The sequence below is a fragment of the Streptomyces sp. NPDC025793 genome, from assembly GCF_055558375.1.
The window spans coordinates 1-17,177 of the sequence record NZ_JBVHMR010000008.1; the positions used below are offsets into that span (position 1 = coordinate 1).

The window sequence follows — 17,177 nt, forward strand, 5'->3', positions numbered from 1 at the left end:
AGCGACTATCTGCGTGCCATTGTCAGACTCGCGTGCGAACGTGAAGACCTGGGCCCGGACTTCCGGGCCTGGCTTCGCAGTTACGTAGCCGAGGACATGACGGACGCGGACAGCTGACGTCTGAAACACAAGAGGGCGGGCCCGGAGGAAACCTCCGGGCCCGCCCTCTTGTCCGACTGCCGCCTAGAACGGCTCGAAGTCGTCGAACTCCCGGCCGGCCTCGTCCCGCTCCGCCTGCTTGTCCCTACGGCGCTGCGCCGCGGGCCGCTGCGCGTCGAAGCGGTGGTCCTCACCGCGGCGGCCCAGCATCTCCGCGCCGGCCATGACCGTCGGCTCCCAGTCGAAGACGACCGCGTTCTCCTCGGGGCCGATGGCGACGCCGTCGCCGTTCCGGGCGCCCGCCTTCATCAACTCCTCCTCCACACCGAGGCGGTTGAGGCGGTCGGCGAGATAGCCGACGGCCTCGTCGTTGTTGAAGTCGGTCTGGCGGACCCAGCGCTCGGGCTTGTCGCCGCGCACCCGGAACAGCAGCTCGCCGCCGACCTCCTCGCGCGTGACGGTGAAGCCCGCGTCGTCCACGGCCTGGGGCCGGATGACGATCCGCGTCGCCTCCTCCTTCGGCTTCGCGGCACGCGCCTGGGCGACCAGCTCACCGAGCCCGAAGGACAGCTCGCGCAGCCCGATGTGGGCGACGGCCGACACCTCGAAGACGCGGTAGCCGCGGGCCTCCAGGTCGGGGCGGACCATCTCGGCGAGGTCCTTGCCGTCGGGCACGTCGACCTTGTTCAGGACGACGATCCGGGGCCGGTTGTCGAGGCCACCGTACTGGCGCAGCTCCTCCTCGATGATGTCGAGGTCGGAGACCGGGTCACGGTCGGACTCCAGGGTCGCGGTGTCCAGCACGTGCACCAGCACGCTGCACCGCTCCACGTGCCGCAGGAACTCCAGGCCGAGGCCCTTGCCCTGGCTGGCGCCCGGGATCAGACCGGGCACGTCGGCGATGGTGTAGACGGTCGAACCGGCCGTCACCACACCGAGGTTGGGCACGAGGGTCGTGAAGGGGTAGTCGGCGATCTTCGGCTTGGCCGCGCTGAGCACGGAGATCAGCGAGGACTTGCCTGCGCTCGGGTAGCCCACGAGGGCCACGTCGGCGACGGTCTTCAGCTCCAGGACGACGTCCCGCAGGTCACCGGGCTCGCCGAGCAGCGCGAAGCCGGGGGCCTTGCGGCGGGCGGAGGCCAGCGCCGCGTTCCCGAGCCCGCCGCGGCCGCCCTGCGCGGCGATGTACGACGTCCCGTGCCCGATCAGGTCGGCGAGGACATTGCCGGCCTTGTCGAGGACGACGGTCCCGTCGGGCACGGGCAGTACCAGGTCCTGGCCGTCCTTGCCGGACCGGTTGCCGCCCTCGCCGGGCTTGCCGTTGGTGGCCTTGCGGTGCGGGGAGTGGTGGTAGTCGAGCAGCGTGGTCACGGACTGGTCGACGGTGAGGATGACGTCCCCGCCACGTCCGCCGTTGCCGCCGTCCGGGCCGCCGAGCGGCTTGAACTTCTCACGGTGGACGGAGGCACAGCCGTGGCCCCCGTTACCCGCGGCGACGTGCAGTTCGACGCGGTCCACGAAGGTGGTCATGGTTCAGTGCCTCCAGAAACTCACGGGTATTACCTATGTCAACACGCGAAAGGCGGACCCGCCTTCCCGACCGGGAAGTGAGGTCCGCCTCGCGAAGTGAAGCGTTCGGCGCTGAATCAGGCGATTCAGGCGACCGGAACGATGTTCACGACCTTGCGGCCGCGGTGGGTACCGAACTCCACCGCACCGGCCTCGAGGGCGAACAGCGTGTCGTCGCCGCCACGGCCGACACCGGCGCCGGGGTGGAAGTGGGTGCCGCGCTGGCGGACCAGGATCTCACCAGCGTTCACGACCTGACCGCCGAAGCGCTTCACGCCGAGCCGCTGGGCATTGGAGTCGCGACCGTTCCGGGTGGACGATGCGCCCTTCTTGTGTGCCATGTCTCCTCAGTCCCTTACTTCGCAGCCGTGGGGATCGACGTGACCTTGATCGCCGTGTACTGCTGGCGGTGGCCCTGCCGACGGCGGTAGCCGGTCTTGTTCTTGTAGCGCAGAATGTCGATCTTCTGGCCCTTGTGGTGGTCCACGACCTCGGCCTGGACCTTGATGCCGGCCAGCACCCACGGGTCGCTGGTCACGGCGTCGCCGTCGACAACGAGCAGGGTCGAGAGCTCGACCGTGTCGCCAACCTTGGCGGTGGAAATCTTGTCAACCTCAACGATGTCGCCGACAGCAACCTTGTGCTGGCGACCACCGCTGCGCACGATGGCGTACACGCGGATCTCTCTTTCGCTCGTTCAGAACCGGAACCCCCGCAGGCCAGCCGCCCGACAACACACGGGCGACCTCTCCCGGCCCGCACTGCGCCCGGGAGGATGAGGTTTACGGGGATGTGGCGCGCTCAGTGACACGCCGACGGTCAAGGTTACGGGGCCGGGCTGTGGGGGTCAAACTGGACGGCTCGATCAGCCCGTGACCGCGCTGACGTACTCGGCGTACGCCGTCCTGATGTCGCTCGGCGACAGCGCGAGATGCTCCAGGACCGTGTACCGGCCGGGCCGGGTCTCCGGGGCGAACCCGACGGCCCGGACGAACTCCTCGTCGCTGAAGCCGAGCTCCTCCGCCACGACCGGCAGACCGTGCCGGCGCAGCACCTCGGCCATCAGCCGGGCCATGCCGTGCTCGCCCCGCAGGTGCGTCGCGAAGGCGGCGCCGACGCCCACCTGCTCGCCGTGGTTCGCCGCCCGGTGCGGATACAGATGGTCGAGCGCGTGGCTGATCTCGTGGCAGGCGCCGGAGCAGGGGCGGGTGTGCCCGGCGATCGACATGGCGATGCCCGACAGCGCCAGCCCTTCGGCCAGCACCGTCAGGAAGCCGTCGGCAGCGCATCCGCCCGGGTGGCGCAGCACGGCCTCACCGGCCTGGCGGGCCATGGCCACGGCCAGACCGTCGAGCTTCTCTCCGGTGACCCGGTGGGCCAGCTCCCAGTCCGCGACCGCGGAGATGTTGGACAGGGCCTCGCCGATGCCCGAGCGCACGAACCGGATCGGAGCCTCCCGTATCACCGCGAGGTCGATGAGAAGGGCGATCGGTGCGGGCACGCCGTACGAGCCGCGGCCCGCGTCGTTGTCCAGGTTGGAGACGGGCGAGCAGATGCCGTCGTGCGAGAGGTTGGTGGCGACGGCGACCATGGGCAGCCCGATGCGCGCCGCGGAGTACTTCGCGCAGTCGATGACCTTGCCACCGCCGATGCCCACGACCGCCTCGTACGCGCCGGACTTCATCTCGGCGGCCAGCCGGATCGCGTCGTCCAGGGTGCCGCCGCCCACCTCGAACCAGGCGGCGCCGGGCAGCGAGGGGGCGATGCGCTCGCGCAGCCTGACGCCGGAGCCGCCGCTGACGGCGACGGCGAGCCGGCCGGACTGCGCGATGCGCTCGTCGGCGAGCACGGCTCCCAGGTCGTCCAGGGCACCCGGTCGGATGTCCACGACGACCGGCGAGGGCGTCAGCCGGGTCAGTACTGGCACGCGATCCCCCGCCCCCTGGCCAGGTCGTCGTGGTTGCCGATCATCGGGGTTCTCTCCTTCGTCTCACGTTCGTCTCGCGGGACCCGCCGCGGAACAGGCGGAAACACAGGTGTGGCCCTGTCTGCGAACGGACAGGGCCACACCTGGTACGGCGACTGATCAGTCGTCGGCGGTGGCGACCGTGGTGGTCTTCTTCGCCGTCGACTTCGCGGCGGCCGTCTTGACCGCCTTCTTGGCCGTGGTCTTCTTGGCCGCCGTCTTCTTCGCGGCCGTCTTCTTCGCCGCGGTCTTCTTGGCCGCCGCCTTCTTCGCCGGGGCCTTCTTAGCGGTCTTGCGGGCCGCCTTCTTGGCCGGAGCCGCCTCCTCGACCGGGGCCTCGGCCTCGGCCTCGGGCGCCTCCGCGGCCTCCGTCGCCGACGGGACGACCACGACGGCCGCCTCCTCGGACGCGGTCGGCGCGGTGGCCTTGCGCACGGCACGCCGGCGCGGGCGGGCGGGGGCGGCGCTCTCGGCGGGCGCCTCCTCGACCGGGGCCGACGCAACGGCCTCGGGCTCGGGCCGGGCCACCGGCGCCTCTGCCACGGCCACGGTCTCGGACACCGTCACCACGGTCTCCTCGGCCCCGGCCGGGGAACCGGCCGGCGCGGACACCTTGCGGGTCGCACGACGGCGCGTACGGCCCTTGGGCGCGGCCTCCTCGACGGCCTCGGCCTGCGGCTCCGGGACGGCGAGCTCCTCAACGACCGGCTCGGCAGCGGGCACCTCGGCGACCGGCACCGCGGCGGCCGCGGGGGCCTCCTCGACCGGCTCGGCCTTCTCGGACCGCTGGGCCTTCTCGGCCCTCTCCGCCCGGGGCGCGCCCGCCGGAGCCGACGCACGACGGCTCGCCCGGCGCCGCGAACGGCCACGGGTGGCCGCCGCCTCCGCCTCGGCGACGCTGCTGTACAGCTCCTCGTCCGGCGCGAACTCGGGCGCGGGCAGGGCGACCGGCTCGGCGGCCTCGGCAGCGACCTCGGCGGCGCTCTCCGCCACCTCGGGCTCGACGGCCTCGCCGGTCTCCACGGCCACGGCCGCGATCTCGTGCACGTGCTCAGCGGCCGCGTGCTCGTGCACCTCACCGCCCTTGCCGCGCTTCTTGCGCTTGCCGCCACCGCCGCCGGCGGACACGCTCGGCTGCTCCATGTGCACGATGACACCGCGGCCGTTGCAGTGGACGCAGGTCTCGGAGAAGGACTCCAGCAGGCCCTGGCCGACGCGCTTGCGGGTCATCTGGACCAGGCCCAGCGAGGTCACCTCGGCGACCTGGTGCTTCGTACGGTCCCGGCCCAGGCACTCCAGCAGGCGCCGCAGCACCAGGTCCCGGTTGGACTCCAGCACCATGTCGATGAAGTCGATGACGACGATGCCGCCCAGGTCGCGCAGCCGCAGCTGACGCACGATCTCCTCGGCCGCCTCCAGGTTGTTCCTGGTCACGGTCTCTTCGAGGTTGCCGCCCTGGCCGGTGAACTTGCCGGTGTTGACGTCGACCACGACCATCGCCTCGGTCTTGTCGATCACCAGCGAACCACCGCTCGGCAGCCAGACCTTGCGGTCCAGCGCCTTGGCGAGCTGCTCGTCGATCCGGTAGGTGGCGAAGACGTCGACCTCGGAGGTCCACTTCGAGAGCCGGCCCGCCAGATCCGGCGCGACGTGCGAGACGTATCCGTGGATCGTCTCCCAGGCGTCGGCACCGCTGACGATGACCTTGGAGAAGTCCTCGTTGAAGATGTCGCGCACGACCCGGACGGTCATGTCCGGCTCGCCGTACAGCAGCGTCGGGGCGTTGCCGTTCTTCGCCTTCTTCTGGATGTCCTCCCACTGCGCCTGGAGCCGCTCGACGTCGCGGCGCAGCTCGTCCTCGCTCGCGCCCTCGGCGGCGGTGCGCACGATGACGCCCGCGTCCTCGGGGACGATCTTCTTGAGGATGGTCTTCAGCCGGGCCCGCTCGGTGTCGGGCAGCTTGCGGCTGATGCCGGTCATCGAGCCCTCGGGGACGTACACGAGGTAGCGGCCGGGGAGCGAGACCTGGCTGGTCAGACGCGCGCCCTTGTGCCCGATCGGGTCCTTGGTGACCTGCACGAGGACGGACTGGCCGGACTTGAGGGCGGACTCGATGCGGCGGGGGCCGCCCGCCATGCCCAGCGCCTCGAAGTTGACCTCACCGGCGTAGAGCACGGCGTTGCGGCCCTTGCCGATGTCGATGAAGGCGGCCTCCATCGACGGCAGCACGTTCTGCACCTTGCCCAGGTACACGTTGCCGACGTACGAGGTCGACTGCTCCTTGTTGACGTAGTGCTCGACGAGCACGCCGTCCTCGAGCACGCCGATCTGGGTGCGCTCGCCGTACTGGCGCACGACCATCACGCGCTCGACGGCCTCGCGGCGGGCCAGGAACTCGGCCTCGGTGATGATCGGAACGCGCCGGCGGCCCTGCTCACGGCCTTCGCGGCGGCGCTGCTTCTTGGCCTCCAGACGCGTCGAGCCCTTGATGGACTGCACCTCGTCGGACGGCTCGCTCGGCTTGCGCGGCTCGCGGACCTTGACGACCGTACGCTCCGGGTCGCCCTCGCCGGGCTCGGTGTCGGTACCGGTGTCACCGGCGCGGCGACGGCGGCGACGGCGACGGCGGCTGGAGCTGGAACCGCCGGACTCGTCGCCACGAGCCTCCTCGGCGTCCTCCTCCTCCTGCTCGGCGGTGTCCTCGGCGTCCTGCTCGGCCTGCTCGGCGGCCAGTTCGTCGGCCTCGGCGCCCTCGCCGTCGGCGGCCTCACCGCGACGGCGGCGGCGGCCGCCCCGACGGCGGCGGCGACGGGAGCCGGACTCCTCGAAGCCCTCGGCGCCCTCGGTCTCGTCGGCCTCCTCGCCCTCGATCTCACCGAGATCCTCGGCGGGCCCGGCAGCCTCGGCGGCCGTCTCCTCCGTCTCCTCGACGGTGGCAGCGGCCTCGACGGCCTGCGGCTCCTCGGCGGCACCCCGACGGCGCCGGCGGCGGCGCGCACCGGCCTCGGGGCGCTCCTCGGTGTACTCGTCGGCCTCCTCGGGCTCCTCCGCCCCGGCGGCCTCGGCAGCGGCTTCGGCGGCGGCGCGCTGCGGGGTCTGGAACCTCGGCTCGGCGAACACCGGCGCCTGGAACACGGCGACGGCGGGGCGGGCGGGCCTGCGCGAAGAGCGAGGCGCAGACGACTCGGCGGACTCGGTGGACTCCGCGGGCTCGGCCGCCTCGGTGACCTCGGCCTTCGCGGACCGCGCGGACGCGGAGAACCCGGACGCGGCGCGTACGGCCCGACGCCGGGCACGACGCGGAGCGGCTTCCTCGGCCGGAGCCTGCGCGGCTCCCTCGGCAGCGGGGGCGGGGGCTTCCTCGGCCACGGCGGCCTCCTCGTGAGCGGGGGCACCGGCGGGCGCGGACACCCGACGGGTGGCACGCCCACGGGTGCGGCGCGGGGCGGCCTCCTCGGCAGCGGCCTCCTCGGCGGGAGCGGCGGCCGGAGCCTCCTCGCTCACCGGGGCCTCGGCGGTCTCCTCCTGCGCGGGGGCACCGGCGGGCGCCGAGGCGCGGCGCGTGGCGCGACGACGCGGACGCGCGGCGGCCGTAGCCTCCTCGACGGCGGCGGGGGCCTCGACCGCGGCGCTCTCCGGCAGCTTCTCCTGCGGGGCGGGCTCGGCCTCGACGACGGCCGACGTCTCCTCGGCGGCCTTCGGAGCACCGGCGGGCGCGGAGGCGCGGCGTGCGGCGCGACGGCGCGGACGCGCACCGGCCGGAGCCTCCTCGACGGCGGGCTCGGCGACCGCCTCGGCGGCAGCGGGCTCGGCGGTCTCGGCGGCGGGCGGTGCGGAAACGGTGCGGGTGGCCCGGCGGCGGGTGCGGCGCGGTGCGGCGTCCTCGCCGACGACGACCTCGCCGGCCTCGGCCACGGCGGCGGGCCGCTCGGTCTCCGCGGCGGCGGGCGCGGCCGGTGCGACGGCCTCGGCGGCCGCCGGTGCCCCGGCGGGAGCGGACGCGCGGCGCGTGGCCCGACGACGCGGACGGGCGGCGGCCGGCGCCTCGGCGGTCTCCTCGGCCTCGGCGGCCGCGTCGTCGCCTTCGGCGACGATCAGTGCCGCGGCTTCCTCGGTGTCCTCGATGTCCTCGGTGTCCTCATCGGCCGGTATGGCCGGCAGGGTCACCTCGGTGGCCGCCCGGGCCGCGGCGGGCGGGCCCGCCGGGCGGGAGGCGGCACGGCGACGCCTGCGCGGCGGCAGGGTGTCGCTCGGAGTGTTCGGTTCGGAGCCCTCAACGGGCTCAGTCGGTTCGAGCATGCGGGCGTTTCTCCCGTCAGGCTCCCGGGCGCCGCACCTGGTCCGGCGCCGGCCTCGAAGGGCCGTCCGCCGTTGACGTCCGCGGCCCGCGCGATGCGCGATGGCCGCCGTCCGGGGCGCGGGCGCCGCACGGGAGCACTCTGTGTCCTGTCTCGCCGGTTCCGTACGCCTTGTCGGTACGGCCTGGCGAAAGTCTTCTGGTCGGTGCGCTGCCCGACCCAGGTGGCTCCCGAGTACGAGGGCGGCGCTACGACGTCCGTCCCTACGCGGAACCTTCCGGCGTCGGCGCCGTCGCGGCGGCAGCCGGTCTGGCCGTCAGGGCCTCGGCTGCCTCGCGGTCGGGCGCGAGCGGGTCGGTCACCGTGCCGGTCTCTTCATCGAACAGCCCCTGCGCCAGCCTGGTCACCGCTGCGGGGACCGGCGGCGCCAGGTCGGCCACGGCGCGGAGACCGGACAGGACGTCGTCGGGTCGTACGGCAGGCGTCACGTGCCGAACAACCAGCCGCAGTATCGCACAGGGCTGGTCGGTCGGCCTATCAGCCGGTGAACTGTGCGTTTCCAGACTCACCACGGCCGGGCGGGCGTCGAAGGTGCGGACGCCGTTCTTGGTCGTGCGCTGCACCTCGACGGTCTCGGCCTTGGTGAAGGCCTCGACCGCGCGCTCGGCGTCGACGGGGTCCACGCCGTCCAGCCGCAGCTCCCAGACGGAGGCTGTCAGCCGGTCGGCGAGGCCCGAGGTCCGCGCCTCGACCGCGTCGACGACGTCGAGCCCGGCGGGCAGCGACTCGTCGAGGAGGACGCGCAGCGTCTGCGGGTCACGCGCCTGTGTGAGCGCGATCTCCAGGTACTCCGCCTCGCTGCCCGTGCCGGTGGGTGCGGCATTGGCGTACGACACCTTGGGGTGCGGCGTGAACCCCGCCGAGTACGCCATGGGCACCTCGGCGCGGCGCAGCGCACGCTCGAAGGCGCGCTGGAAGTCTCGGTGGCTGGTGAACCTCAGGCGGCCGCGCTTGGTGTAGCGCAGTCGAATGCGCTGCACCGCGGGTGCGGGCGGCGGGCCTTCGGGCTGTCGCTTGCCCAGTGTCCTAGTCCTTCGTGAGAGCGGTCGTACTGCCACCAAGAGTACGTGCAGCGGGCCCCCGAGGTTCCCGCCGGTCCACCGCGACCGGCTGCCGGGGCTCGCCGAGCAGTGCCCGCCGTACGTCGGCGCGGACCTGCCGCACCGTGTCCCGCGCGCCGGCCAGCGCCCCGTGGACGGCCCGCCCCGCCGCACGCGCGCCCTGGGCGGCGGGCCGCAGGACGGCGTCGCGGACGAGGTGCCCGACGGGCGCGAGGAGACTCCGGTACACCCGGCGCACGGGTTCGACGAGGATCCACCGCAGGACCGCCCCGAGCGCCCGCCCCACGGCCCGCGACATCCGCCCCGCGACCCGCCACGCGTGCGTGAGGGCCTCCCCCGCCTCCCGCGCCACGACGGCGAGGACGCGGCCGACGGCACCGGCGACGGGGGCGAGGATTCGGGTGTACAGCCACCGTGCGGGCACGGCGAGCAGATACCGCCCCGGCAGGGCCAGCCCGTGCCCGAGGGGCGTGAGCACCGACCGGTGGAGCCACACGGCCGGTACGACGACGAGCACGCGCCCGAGCCACCCGAGCGCGCCGCCCACCGGCACCAGGACATACCGCCACAGCCCGACGACCGGCAGGACGAACAGCAGCCGCCCCACCCACGCCAGCACGTGCCCGGGCGGCCGCAGCAGCGTGTCCAGCGCAAACCGCCCGACGACGACGAGCGCGTCCCACACCACCCGCACCCTGCCGGGGCCCGGGCGACGGCTTCCGCGGTTCCATACCCGTCACGACGCCCCGGCCCGCCGGCCCGGATCCTCCTCCCGGATTGCGATGCCGTCACGACCGCGACGGCCGTCCGGACCGGTCAGCGGGTCTCGACGACGACGGACTCGATGACGACGTCGTTCACGGGCCGGTCGGTGCGCGGGTTGGTCTGCGCCCCCGCGATGGCGTCGACCACCTTCTTGCCGGCCTCGTTGGCCACTTCGCCGAAGATGGTGTGCTTGCCGGTGAGCCACGTGGTCGGGCCCACGGTGATGAAGAACTGGGAACCGTTCGTCCCCGGCCCGGCGTTGGCCATGGCCATCAGGTAGGGCTTGGTGAAGGCGAGGTCGGGATGGCACTCGTCGGCGAACTTGTACCCCGGCCCGCCCGTGCCGTTGCCCAGCGGGTCACCGCCCTGGATCATGAAGCCTTCGATGACCCGGTGGAAGATCGTGCCGTCGTAGAGCCGGTCCGTGGTCTTCGCGCCCGTCTCGGGATGGACCCACTCCCGCTCGCCCCGCGCCAGCTCGACGAAGTTCTTCACCGTCTCCGGCGCGTGATCCGGAAAGAGCCGGATCTCGATGTCGCCCTGATTGGTCTTCAACGTCGCGTACAGCTGCTCTGCCACCGTCACACCTCTCTGACTGATCGTCACGTGATCGTGACACGACCCTGGGTGCCGTATGCCCGGTTGGCCGCGCCGGCTGCGGCATTACCGCCGAACGAGTGACAGCAGGGGGTCGTGTGCCCGGTCGCGGACGCGGACAGCGGCGAGCCCCTTCCCGGGCGGGGAAGGGGCTCTGCGCGGTGGCCGGGGTACGGGCTGTCAGAAGGCCTGGTTGTTGCAGCCCATGTCCGAACCGAGGTGGCTCTGCTGCGCACCCGGGTTGCCTTCGCCGTTCAGCGCGTTGGCCAGCACACCGGTGAGGGCGCTGACGTTGCCGAGCAGTTCGACGTTCATGTCGTGCGAGCGGCACTCGGTGTTCTGCGTGACGTCGAAGTCACGGTCGGACTCGCCGTGTGCGTAGGCGGAGGCGCCGCCGAACGAGGCGACGCTGCCGAGGACGGCACCCACGAGGACGGCCCTCTGGAACTTGCGCATTGGTTCTCCGTTGGTCGGGCAGATGGATCTGCAACAGGGTCGAGAGTCGGGATTGCGGACGATCACGGGGCGGCGGTCAGCCGAGTTGCGGCAGCCCCAGCTGGCCGACGGGAGGTGCCGCGACCTGGCCGAGGCCGACCGGGGACAGCTCCGGCACGCTCGGCGCCCCGACCAGCGGGTTGACGAGCGGGTTCACCTGGGGGTTCACCTGGGGGTTCACCTGCGGGGTGACACGCGTCGGGCCGTCCGTCGGGCCCCCCTCGGGCATGCCCAGCTTCGGGGTGACCTGCGGCATCACCTGCGGCATGACCTGCGGCACGACCTGAGGAGCAGGCTGTGCGGGCGCGTACTGCTGCGGAGGCGCGTACTGCTGGGGCGGGGCGTACTGCGGCTGCGGCTGCGGCTGCGGAGGCGCGTACTGCGGCTGCGGGGCGTACTGCGGCTGCGGGTACGGCGAGGTGTTGGCCTGCGCCGCCCCCTGCGACGATGCCGAGGCGACGGCGTAGCCGGTCTGCTGGGGCGCCGGAGGGGCGTACTGCGGCGCCGGCTGCGGCACGTACTGCGGTGGAGGCGCGTACTGCTGCGGGTACGGCGGGGGAGTGACCTGCGCCATGCCCCGCGACGTGCCCGAGGCGGCGGCGTAGCCGGCCTGTTGGGGCGGCGGAGCGGCGTACTGCGGTGCCGGCTGTGGAGCAGGTGCCGGAGGGGCGTACTGCGGCGCCGGCTGCTCGGGAGCCGGTGCCGGAGCGGGACCGCCGTATCCATATCCATATCCGACAGGGGAGTCGGCATGGCTGACGCCCGCACCGATGGCGGACAGACCACCTGCCGCTGCTAGAACGAGCGCGGCCCTGTGAAGCTTGCGCATGAAACCCTCGGCCCTTCGATACCTGAAAAGGGGAAATCCATTGCATTCAATGCGGTCACGCGTGCAGTCGGTGCGGTACTCGCACGGCACCGTCAGCAGCGGTACTCCTGAGTAGCACGCGGACGTCGCATCGGAGCCGGGAGCGAATTCCCTCACCCCACTTCGAAGTCCACGGTCGCTGCCCTCTCGTGGTCGGAACGACGATTCCCGCACCGTGGTCACGGCATCCGAAGTCCCGTCACCCATTTGCCAGCCACCGGAACACGCGTCGCAGCCCCGGCGCCCTTACGACAAATGGGTGACCACGATCCGGAACCCGTATCCGGGTTCGCGCGCACCTCGTTCCCCACGGAGCGAGAACGATGGTCCACCGCAGCCGTTCAAGGCAGTTGTCCCAGCCACAACTGCGCTGCCCCATCCCGCATTTCACCAGGTTCCGTGAACAGGTCAATGAAGGGCCGAGGATTCCATGCGCAAGCTCCAGCAAGTCGCGCTCGTCATCGCAGCAGCCGGGGGTCTGACCGCCGTCGGTGCCGGCCCCAGCTCCGCCGCCACCCCGGCCTACAACGGAGCTGTGCCGCCGCCCGCTTCACAGCCGGACGCCCAGGCCACCTCGGCCACCTCCGCCGCTGCGACCGCGCAGAGCTACGGCACGCCGCAACAGGCCCCGTCGCGGGGCACCGACGTCGCCCCGCAGCTCAACCCCCAGCTGAACCCGCAGATCAACCCCCAGATTTCGCCCCAGACGCCGCAGTCGGTGCAGGGCGGCCCGGTCGGCCAGGCCAACCTGTTCCATCCGTCCCAGGAGTGCAGCCCGCAGACCCTGCTCGGCGCGAACGTCCCGGTCGGCCTGCTCGGCGCCGCCCAGACCCGCGGCATCGACTGCACCCAGGCCAACACCCAGTCGAACGCCCTCGCCAACGCGCTGCACGGCTGACAGAATCCGTCAACTCCGCCTATGAATGGGCCCCTTGACCATCACGATCAAGGGGCCTTTTTGCAGGCTTATATGACTTTTACGTGTTTCTGCTGTTTGATCACGAAAGCGGCGCGTCGTTGCCGGTTTTAGCGTATTTGCAACTAATCTCCCGTAACTGTAGAAAGTCGATCTGGCACAGATCGCATCCACTCACTCCACGGAGATGACATGCGCAAGCTTCGCAACGTTGCCGTTCTGGTCGCCGCACTCGGCAGCATCGGCCTCGTGAGCGGCACGGCCTACGCCGGCGAGGGCGGCGGCCACGGCGAGCACGGGGACAAGTTCAACATCACGCAGAGCTCTCAGTGCAGGTCGCACGACCTGAACCTCGACGTCCTCGGCGAGGTCGGCATCCTCAACGGCCTGCTGGGCAACGCCCTGAACGGCGAGGGCAACCCGGGCGCCCAGGCCACGAGCATCGGCTCGACCATGGGCTGCAACAACAGCGCCTTCTGAGGCCGCACCCACGGCGCTGAGCCGCCGGTCGGGTAACTGGTCCCGACACCGGGCCGCGGGCCGGGTGTCGGGACCATTCATGTGCGCCGACAAATCCCCGCTGCAGAGAAAAGCAAGCGAAAAGCATTCGGTTCGGCGCGTCGCTCGATTCTTTCGGGTATTTCGTATCACCATTCATCACGGCATAGATGGCGATTTCTCGCGCATCACATCCACCTCATTCCACGGAGATCTCATGCACAAGGTCCGCACCGCTGCCGTTCTCCTCGCCGCGTTCGGGAGCCTCGGCCTCCTGGGTGCCGGCACCGCCCACGCCGGTCAGGGCGGGGGCAAGGGCGACGAATTCAACGTCACGCAGAGCAGCACCTGTAAGTCGCACGACCTCAACCTCGACGTCCTCGGCGAGGTCGGCATCCTCAACGGCCTGGGCGGCAACCTGCTGAACGGCGAGGGCAACGCCGGAGCCCAGCAGTCCTCCCTGGGCTCGAACATGGGGTGCAGCAACTCGTTCAAGTAGGCCGGCAGGTAAGGCCGACGAGTAGCGCCGAACGACAATCCCCGGTATCCCGACCACTGGTTGGGAAACCGGGGATTTTCGTTGCTCCGGCAGCTCTCAGATCTCGATGTGCGGCTTCCTGAACCCCTTGGGCAGCTTTGCCGTGTTGGAGCAGTCCACGACCGGCCCGACACTGGCGGAGCCGCCGTCCATCAGCGGACCGTCCGGAAACACCACGCGCGGACGGCCCTCCGTCGAGCAGTCCTGCGCCTGCTGGAGGACGTGCTTGCCGTCCTTGTCCGAGCGGTTCTCGGTCTTGCGCACACAGACCGTGCTGCCCTGCTCGGTGGTCCTGCAGTCGCCCCGGGGGCCCTCTGCGTACGCGTGTCCGGCGCCGACGCAGAACACGGCGAGACTTCCGACGAGTCCCGAGACGGTAGCGATCTTCCGCGGACTGAACATGTCTTGTCTTCCTTTCTTCCTTTTACGACGAAGGCCCGGGCGCCTGCGCCAATGACTGGCGTGCGCCCGGGCCCGAGAGGGTCGAAACAGAGGATCCCGCGCCTGGACACGTACGGTGCGCGCCAGTTGCGGGAGTGCCACAGCCCGGACGCGTGCCCCGGCGGGGCCGTCGTGCGTCCGGGCTGCCTCTGCCACGGGTATCACTCAGCAGGCCGGTGAACTGACCGAATCGGTGCGGGTCCGGGATGCCGAGCTCGTGCGATACGCATCAGGTTTCCGAAGAGGGTCGATGCGCCCGTGGCGGCGACGAGGGGATGAGCCCTCGGTGCGGTCTTACTCGCCGCCCTCAGGGCCGCCCTGCGGGCCGTAGCCCTGCTCGGGGCCCTGCTCCTGCGGCCCGTGGCCCTGCGGCGGAGCGTAGAAGTTACCGCCGGTGGCAACGGCGTTGGCCGTCGAGTTGGCCACGGCGGTGATCTGCGGGGGCGCGTCCTCGCCGCCGGCTGCGGAGCTGACCCCGGCGCCGAGGGCGCACAGCCCCGCAACCGCCGCCGCTACAACTGCAACGCGCTGAAACTTACGCATGGATAGACCCTTCGTTACCCAGGCGGAGCGCCTGGCTTGACTACTTAATGTGAGCATATACAGACGCTCCGTAGTTATTGAGGATCTACGCCACATGTCGCGTCACGCGGTTCAACGGGGCATGTCGAGCGGCATCCGCCTGCCGTTGGCGCCGGCGGGAACTCCCACCGTCTTAGGTGCATTTGCGGGCACTCCGACCGTCTGGGGTGAACACGTCACCTCGGGCCCGAGCCGCTCGATCCCGTTGCCCAGGAATCCGGGCACCGTCACGGGCTGCACCGGCTTGCAGGTCTCCTGGTGCGGGGGGGACTCGCCCTCGGGCACCACACCCTGGATCCGCTGGGTGCAGGTGAGATTGCCCAGGAGGTCGCTGGTGCAGCCTCCCGGACCACCTGCGGCGTGCGCCTGGGCGATGCCGATGCAGGACACGGCGATGCCGCCGAGGAGCCCCGAGACGGCCGCGATCTTCTTCCTGCTGAACATGAGACGCGCCTTCCTTTACAGAGGTGCCGTTCAGCCGGTGAAGGCCTGGTTGAACTGGCCGCAGTTGCTCTCCAGGTTGTCGGCGAGGCCGAGCACGCCGACCGGGACGTTGGCCACGCCCGCCTCCTGCGGGCTGCACTCCTGGTACGGACGGAAGAGGTCGACCTGCTGCGGCTGGTCACCGCCGTAGGAGTCGGCGATGGCAGTGCCGGCGCCGATGGCGGACAGGCCACCGGCCGCCAGTGCCGCGATCACGACCTGCTGAAGCTTGCGCATGGAGCCCTCGGTTCTGTGCTGGTACAGCGAAGCTGATTGCCTAGAGTGACGAGTTAAACACTAGCAGTAGCAACGTGGAGCATTCCACAACGGACATCCATCCCGAGGGGGATATAGCCGCGCAGAATCCCCGGATGGGTGCCAACTGACCGATAAAAGGCCTGGATTGCCGGGCGACGCAGGCCGTCACGGCACGCGGACCCGCGTCAGGTGCCGTACGGCACCGACACCAACACGGGTGAAGCCGAGGAGAGTTGCGTCAGGAGAACGCGGGCTCCGCGACCCGTGGACGATCGCCCGCGGGTACCGAGACGATCAGGTCCCGCAACGCCTCGGCGTACCGCCGCACGTTCTTGTACGCGAGGTCGGTGTCCGGGTAGCGGCAGGCGAACCACAGCCCCTCGTCCAGCCGGTTGATCCAGGCGCACACCTGGTCGCCGTACGACACCCGGAGCAGCCCGTACGCCTTCTGCTCGGTCCAGCGGGCCGAGCCGGGGATGAGGCGCGCGTCCACGTACGAGATGATCGAGTACATGTCCGGCGAGGTGGGCTTGAAGTCCGCGCCCAGCAGCCGCAGTACCCGGGCCAGCGGAATGCGGGCCAGCGACCGGTTGGCCCGCAGTTCGGCGCGGACCGTGCCGAGCGCGCTCGCGAAGTCCGGTGCCGCGGGCACCTCGATCGGTGCGCCGCCGACGTACCAGCCCACGGAGTCCGACCAGGCGGACTTCACCCGCGTGTGGAACGGCACGACCGTGCGGTAGACCGGCTGCCCGCCGAGTTCGTGGACGATCAGGCTGGTCGCCGCCAGGATGCCCACGAGGCTGCCGCCGTAGGGCCGGCAGTGCGCCTCGAACGCGGCGGCCGCTTCCGCGTCGACGAGCGGCTCGCACACCAGCTTCTGGGCGGGCAGCACACCACCGGGCCGCAGTCCGAGGTCGACGGGGAACTCCGGGAGCCTTCCGTCGCACCGGCCGATGAACTCCCGCCAGCGCGCGACGATCGCGTGCGTGTCGTCGATGCCGTCCGCGTTCGCCCGCTCCAGCTCGCAGAAGTCGACGTAACTCCCCACGGGCGTACCGGTGACGGACCGGCCCGTGACGCCGGCCGTGTACAGCGCGTGGACCTCGTCCGGGATGCGCTGGAGGGAGTAGGCGTCGACGTTGGTGTGGTCGAAGGCCAGGTACACGCTGGTGGAGTCCTCGCGCACGACGGCCGCGTAGATGAAGTTCGGCCAGCTCAGCGCGTCCGCCGCGGTGTCGAACCGGTCCTGCAGGTACCGGATCAGCGCGCCCGCGTCGGTGAAGTCGCCGACCACCTCGCGGCGCAGGGTCACGTCGTTCTCGTCGAGCGTGAACCGGTGCATGTCCTCCCCGGCCCATCTGAAGCCGCTGCGCAGCGTCTCGTGGCGCAATGTCCAGCCGCGCAACGCCCGTTCCAGCGCGTCGAGGTCGGCCCGGCCCGGCAGGTCGAACGCCGCGCCGATCCAGGTCGGCACGAACAGCCCGTCCTCCCGCACCGAACGGGCCGTTCTGATGTGCGACTCCTGGATGTACGCCGGCGGTCGCGGATCCGGCGGCAGGGCCGCCGCGGCCGCGATGGTCGCCGGGCCGAGCGTCCACTCGACGAGCCGCCCGGGCCGGACCTCACAGCGCTGAATGTCAGAAACTCGCACAGTGGCGTCTCCTTCGCAGAAGACACCAGCTT

Annotated in this window: 17 protein-coding genes and 2 pseudogenes; 4 read left to right on the top strand and 15 right to left on the bottom strand. The window is 71.4% G+C overall.

The features are described from left to right. Positions 1 to 117: pseudogene (locus tag ACZ4MF_RS17340) on the top strand (UTP--glucose-1-phosphate uridylyltransferase); the annotation flags it as partial. Between the two features lie 66 nt (positions 118 to 183). On the opposite strand, the gene obgE reads toward ACZ4MF_RS17340, so the two are convergent. The 10 genes and pseudogenes from obgE to ACZ4MF_RS17390 all read right to left on the bottom strand — a co-directional run bounded on the left by obgE (position 184) and on the right by ACZ4MF_RS17390 (position 11,484). Continuing rightward, positions 184 to 1,629 carry a GTPase ObgE gene (gene obgE / locus ACZ4MF_RS17345; RefSeq protein ID WP_356022708.1) on the bottom strand — a complete coding sequence of 482 codons (1,446 nt, stop codon included), beginning with the start codon at positions 1,627 to 1,629 and terminating at the stop codon, positions 184 to 186. A 125-nt stretch (positions 1,630 to 1,754) separates the two neighbouring features. Further along, the gene (rpmA, locus tag ACZ4MF_RS17350) at positions 1,755 to 2,009 is read right to left on the bottom strand and encodes a 50S ribosomal protein L27 (RefSeq protein ID WP_071384751.1); all 255 of its coding nucleotides are present in this window, start codon (positions 2,007 to 2,009) and stop codon (positions 1,755 to 1,757) included. Positions 2,010 to 2,023: 14 nt separating this feature from the next. Continuing rightward, entirely contained in the window at positions 2,024 to 2,344 is a 321-nt protein-coding gene (gene rplU / locus ACZ4MF_RS17355) for a 50S ribosomal protein L21 (protein ID WP_009188585.1), read from the bottom strand. 189 nt (positions 2,345 to 2,533) lie between these two features. Beyond that, entirely contained in the window at positions 2,534 to 3,595 is a 1,062-nt protein-coding gene (locus ACZ4MF_RS17360) for an iron-containing alcohol dehydrogenase family protein (RefSeq protein WP_467492836.1), read from the bottom strand. 159 nt (positions 3,596 to 3,754) lie between these two features. Beyond that, positions 3,755 to 7,933 carry an Rne/Rng family ribonuclease gene (locus tag ACZ4MF_RS17365; RefSeq protein ID WP_467492837.1) on the bottom strand — a complete coding sequence of 1,393 codons (4,179 nt, stop codon included), beginning with the start codon at positions 7,931 to 7,933 and terminating at the stop codon, positions 3,755 to 3,757. Between the two features lie 262 nt (positions 7,934 to 8,195). Next, positions 8,196 to 8,972 carry a TIGR03936 family radical SAM-associated protein gene (locus ACZ4MF_RS17370; RefSeq protein WP_467492838.1) on the bottom strand — a complete coding sequence of 259 codons (777 nt, stop codon included), beginning with the start codon at positions 8,970 to 8,972 and terminating at the stop codon, positions 8,196 to 8,198. A gap of 46 nt (positions 8,973 to 9,018) precedes the next feature. Beyond that, a pseudogene (locus ACZ4MF_RS17375) lies at positions 9,019 to 9,747 on the bottom strand (hypothetical protein); the annotation flags it as partial. A 122-nt stretch (positions 9,748 to 9,869) separates the two neighbouring features. Continuing rightward, a complete protein-coding gene (locus ACZ4MF_RS17380) occupies positions 9,870 to 10,397 on the bottom strand; it encodes a peptidylprolyl isomerase (protein ID WP_467492839.1) in 528 nt (175 codons plus the stop codon). 198 nt (positions 10,398 to 10,595) lie between these two features. Continuing rightward, the gene (locus tag ACZ4MF_RS17385; RefSeq protein WP_356022722.1) at positions 10,596 to 10,871 is read right to left on the bottom strand and encodes a hypothetical protein; all 276 of its coding nucleotides are present in this window, start codon (positions 10,869 to 10,871) and stop codon (positions 10,596 to 10,598) included. A gap of 76 nt (positions 10,872 to 10,947) precedes the next feature. Next, entirely contained in the window at positions 10,948 to 11,484 is a 537-nt protein-coding gene (locus tag ACZ4MF_RS17390; RefSeq protein WP_467492840.1) for a hypothetical protein, read from the bottom strand. 724 nt (positions 11,485 to 12,208) lie between these two features. Here ACZ4MF_RS17390 and ACZ4MF_RS17395 point away from each other — a divergent pair. From ACZ4MF_RS17395 to ACZ4MF_RS17405, 3 genes are all read left to right on the top strand, one after another. Beyond that, positions 12,209 to 12,676, top strand: coding sequence for a hypothetical protein (locus ACZ4MF_RS17395; protein ID WP_356022726.1), 468 nt, complete (start codon positions 12,209 to 12,211; stop codon positions 12,674 to 12,676). A gap of 210 nt (positions 12,677 to 12,886) precedes the next feature. Next, positions 12,887 to 13,174, top strand: coding sequence for a hypothetical protein (locus ACZ4MF_RS17400; RefSeq protein ID WP_071384760.1), 288 nt, complete (start codon positions 12,887 to 12,889; stop codon positions 13,172 to 13,174). A 235-nt stretch (positions 13,175 to 13,409) separates the two neighbouring features. Continuing rightward, on the top strand, positions 13,410 to 13,691 hold the full coding sequence (locus tag ACZ4MF_RS17405) for a hypothetical protein (RefSeq protein WP_356022729.1): 282 nt from the start codon (positions 13,410 to 13,412) through the stop codon (positions 13,689 to 13,691). 96 nt (positions 13,692 to 13,787) lie between these two features. On the opposite strand, the gene ACZ4MF_RS17410 is transcribed toward ACZ4MF_RS17405, so the two are convergent. The 5 genes from ACZ4MF_RS17410 to ACZ4MF_RS17430 form a co-directional block, all read right to left on the bottom strand. After that, the gene (locus tag ACZ4MF_RS17410; RefSeq protein ID WP_467492841.1) at positions 13,788 to 14,132 is read right to left on the bottom strand and encodes a hypothetical protein; all 345 of its coding nucleotides are present in this window, start codon (positions 14,130 to 14,132) and stop codon (positions 13,788 to 13,790) included. Between the two features lie 333 nt (positions 14,133 to 14,465). Beyond that, entirely contained in the window at positions 14,466 to 14,714 is a 249-nt protein-coding gene (locus tag ACZ4MF_RS17415; RefSeq protein WP_356022734.1) for a hypothetical protein, read from the bottom strand. Positions 14,715 to 14,825: 111 nt separating this feature from the next. After that, positions 14,826 to 15,197: a hypothetical protein gene (locus tag ACZ4MF_RS17420; RefSeq protein ID WP_467492842.1), complete on the bottom strand. Its 372-nt coding sequence runs from the start codon at positions 15,195 to 15,197 to the stop codon at positions 14,826 to 14,828. A gap of 30 nt (positions 15,198 to 15,227) precedes the next feature. After that, positions 15,228 to 15,473, bottom strand: coding sequence for a hypothetical protein (locus ACZ4MF_RS17425; RefSeq protein WP_467492843.1), 246 nt, complete (start codon positions 15,471 to 15,473; stop codon positions 15,228 to 15,230). Between the two features lie 259 nt (positions 15,474 to 15,732). Beyond that, the gene (locus tag ACZ4MF_RS17430) at positions 15,733 to 17,145 is read right to left on the bottom strand and encodes a condensation domain-containing protein (protein ID WP_467492844.1); all 1,413 of its coding nucleotides are present in this window, start codon (positions 17,143 to 17,145) and stop codon (positions 15,733 to 15,735) included. Positions 17,146 to 17,177: the final 32 nt, after the last annotated feature.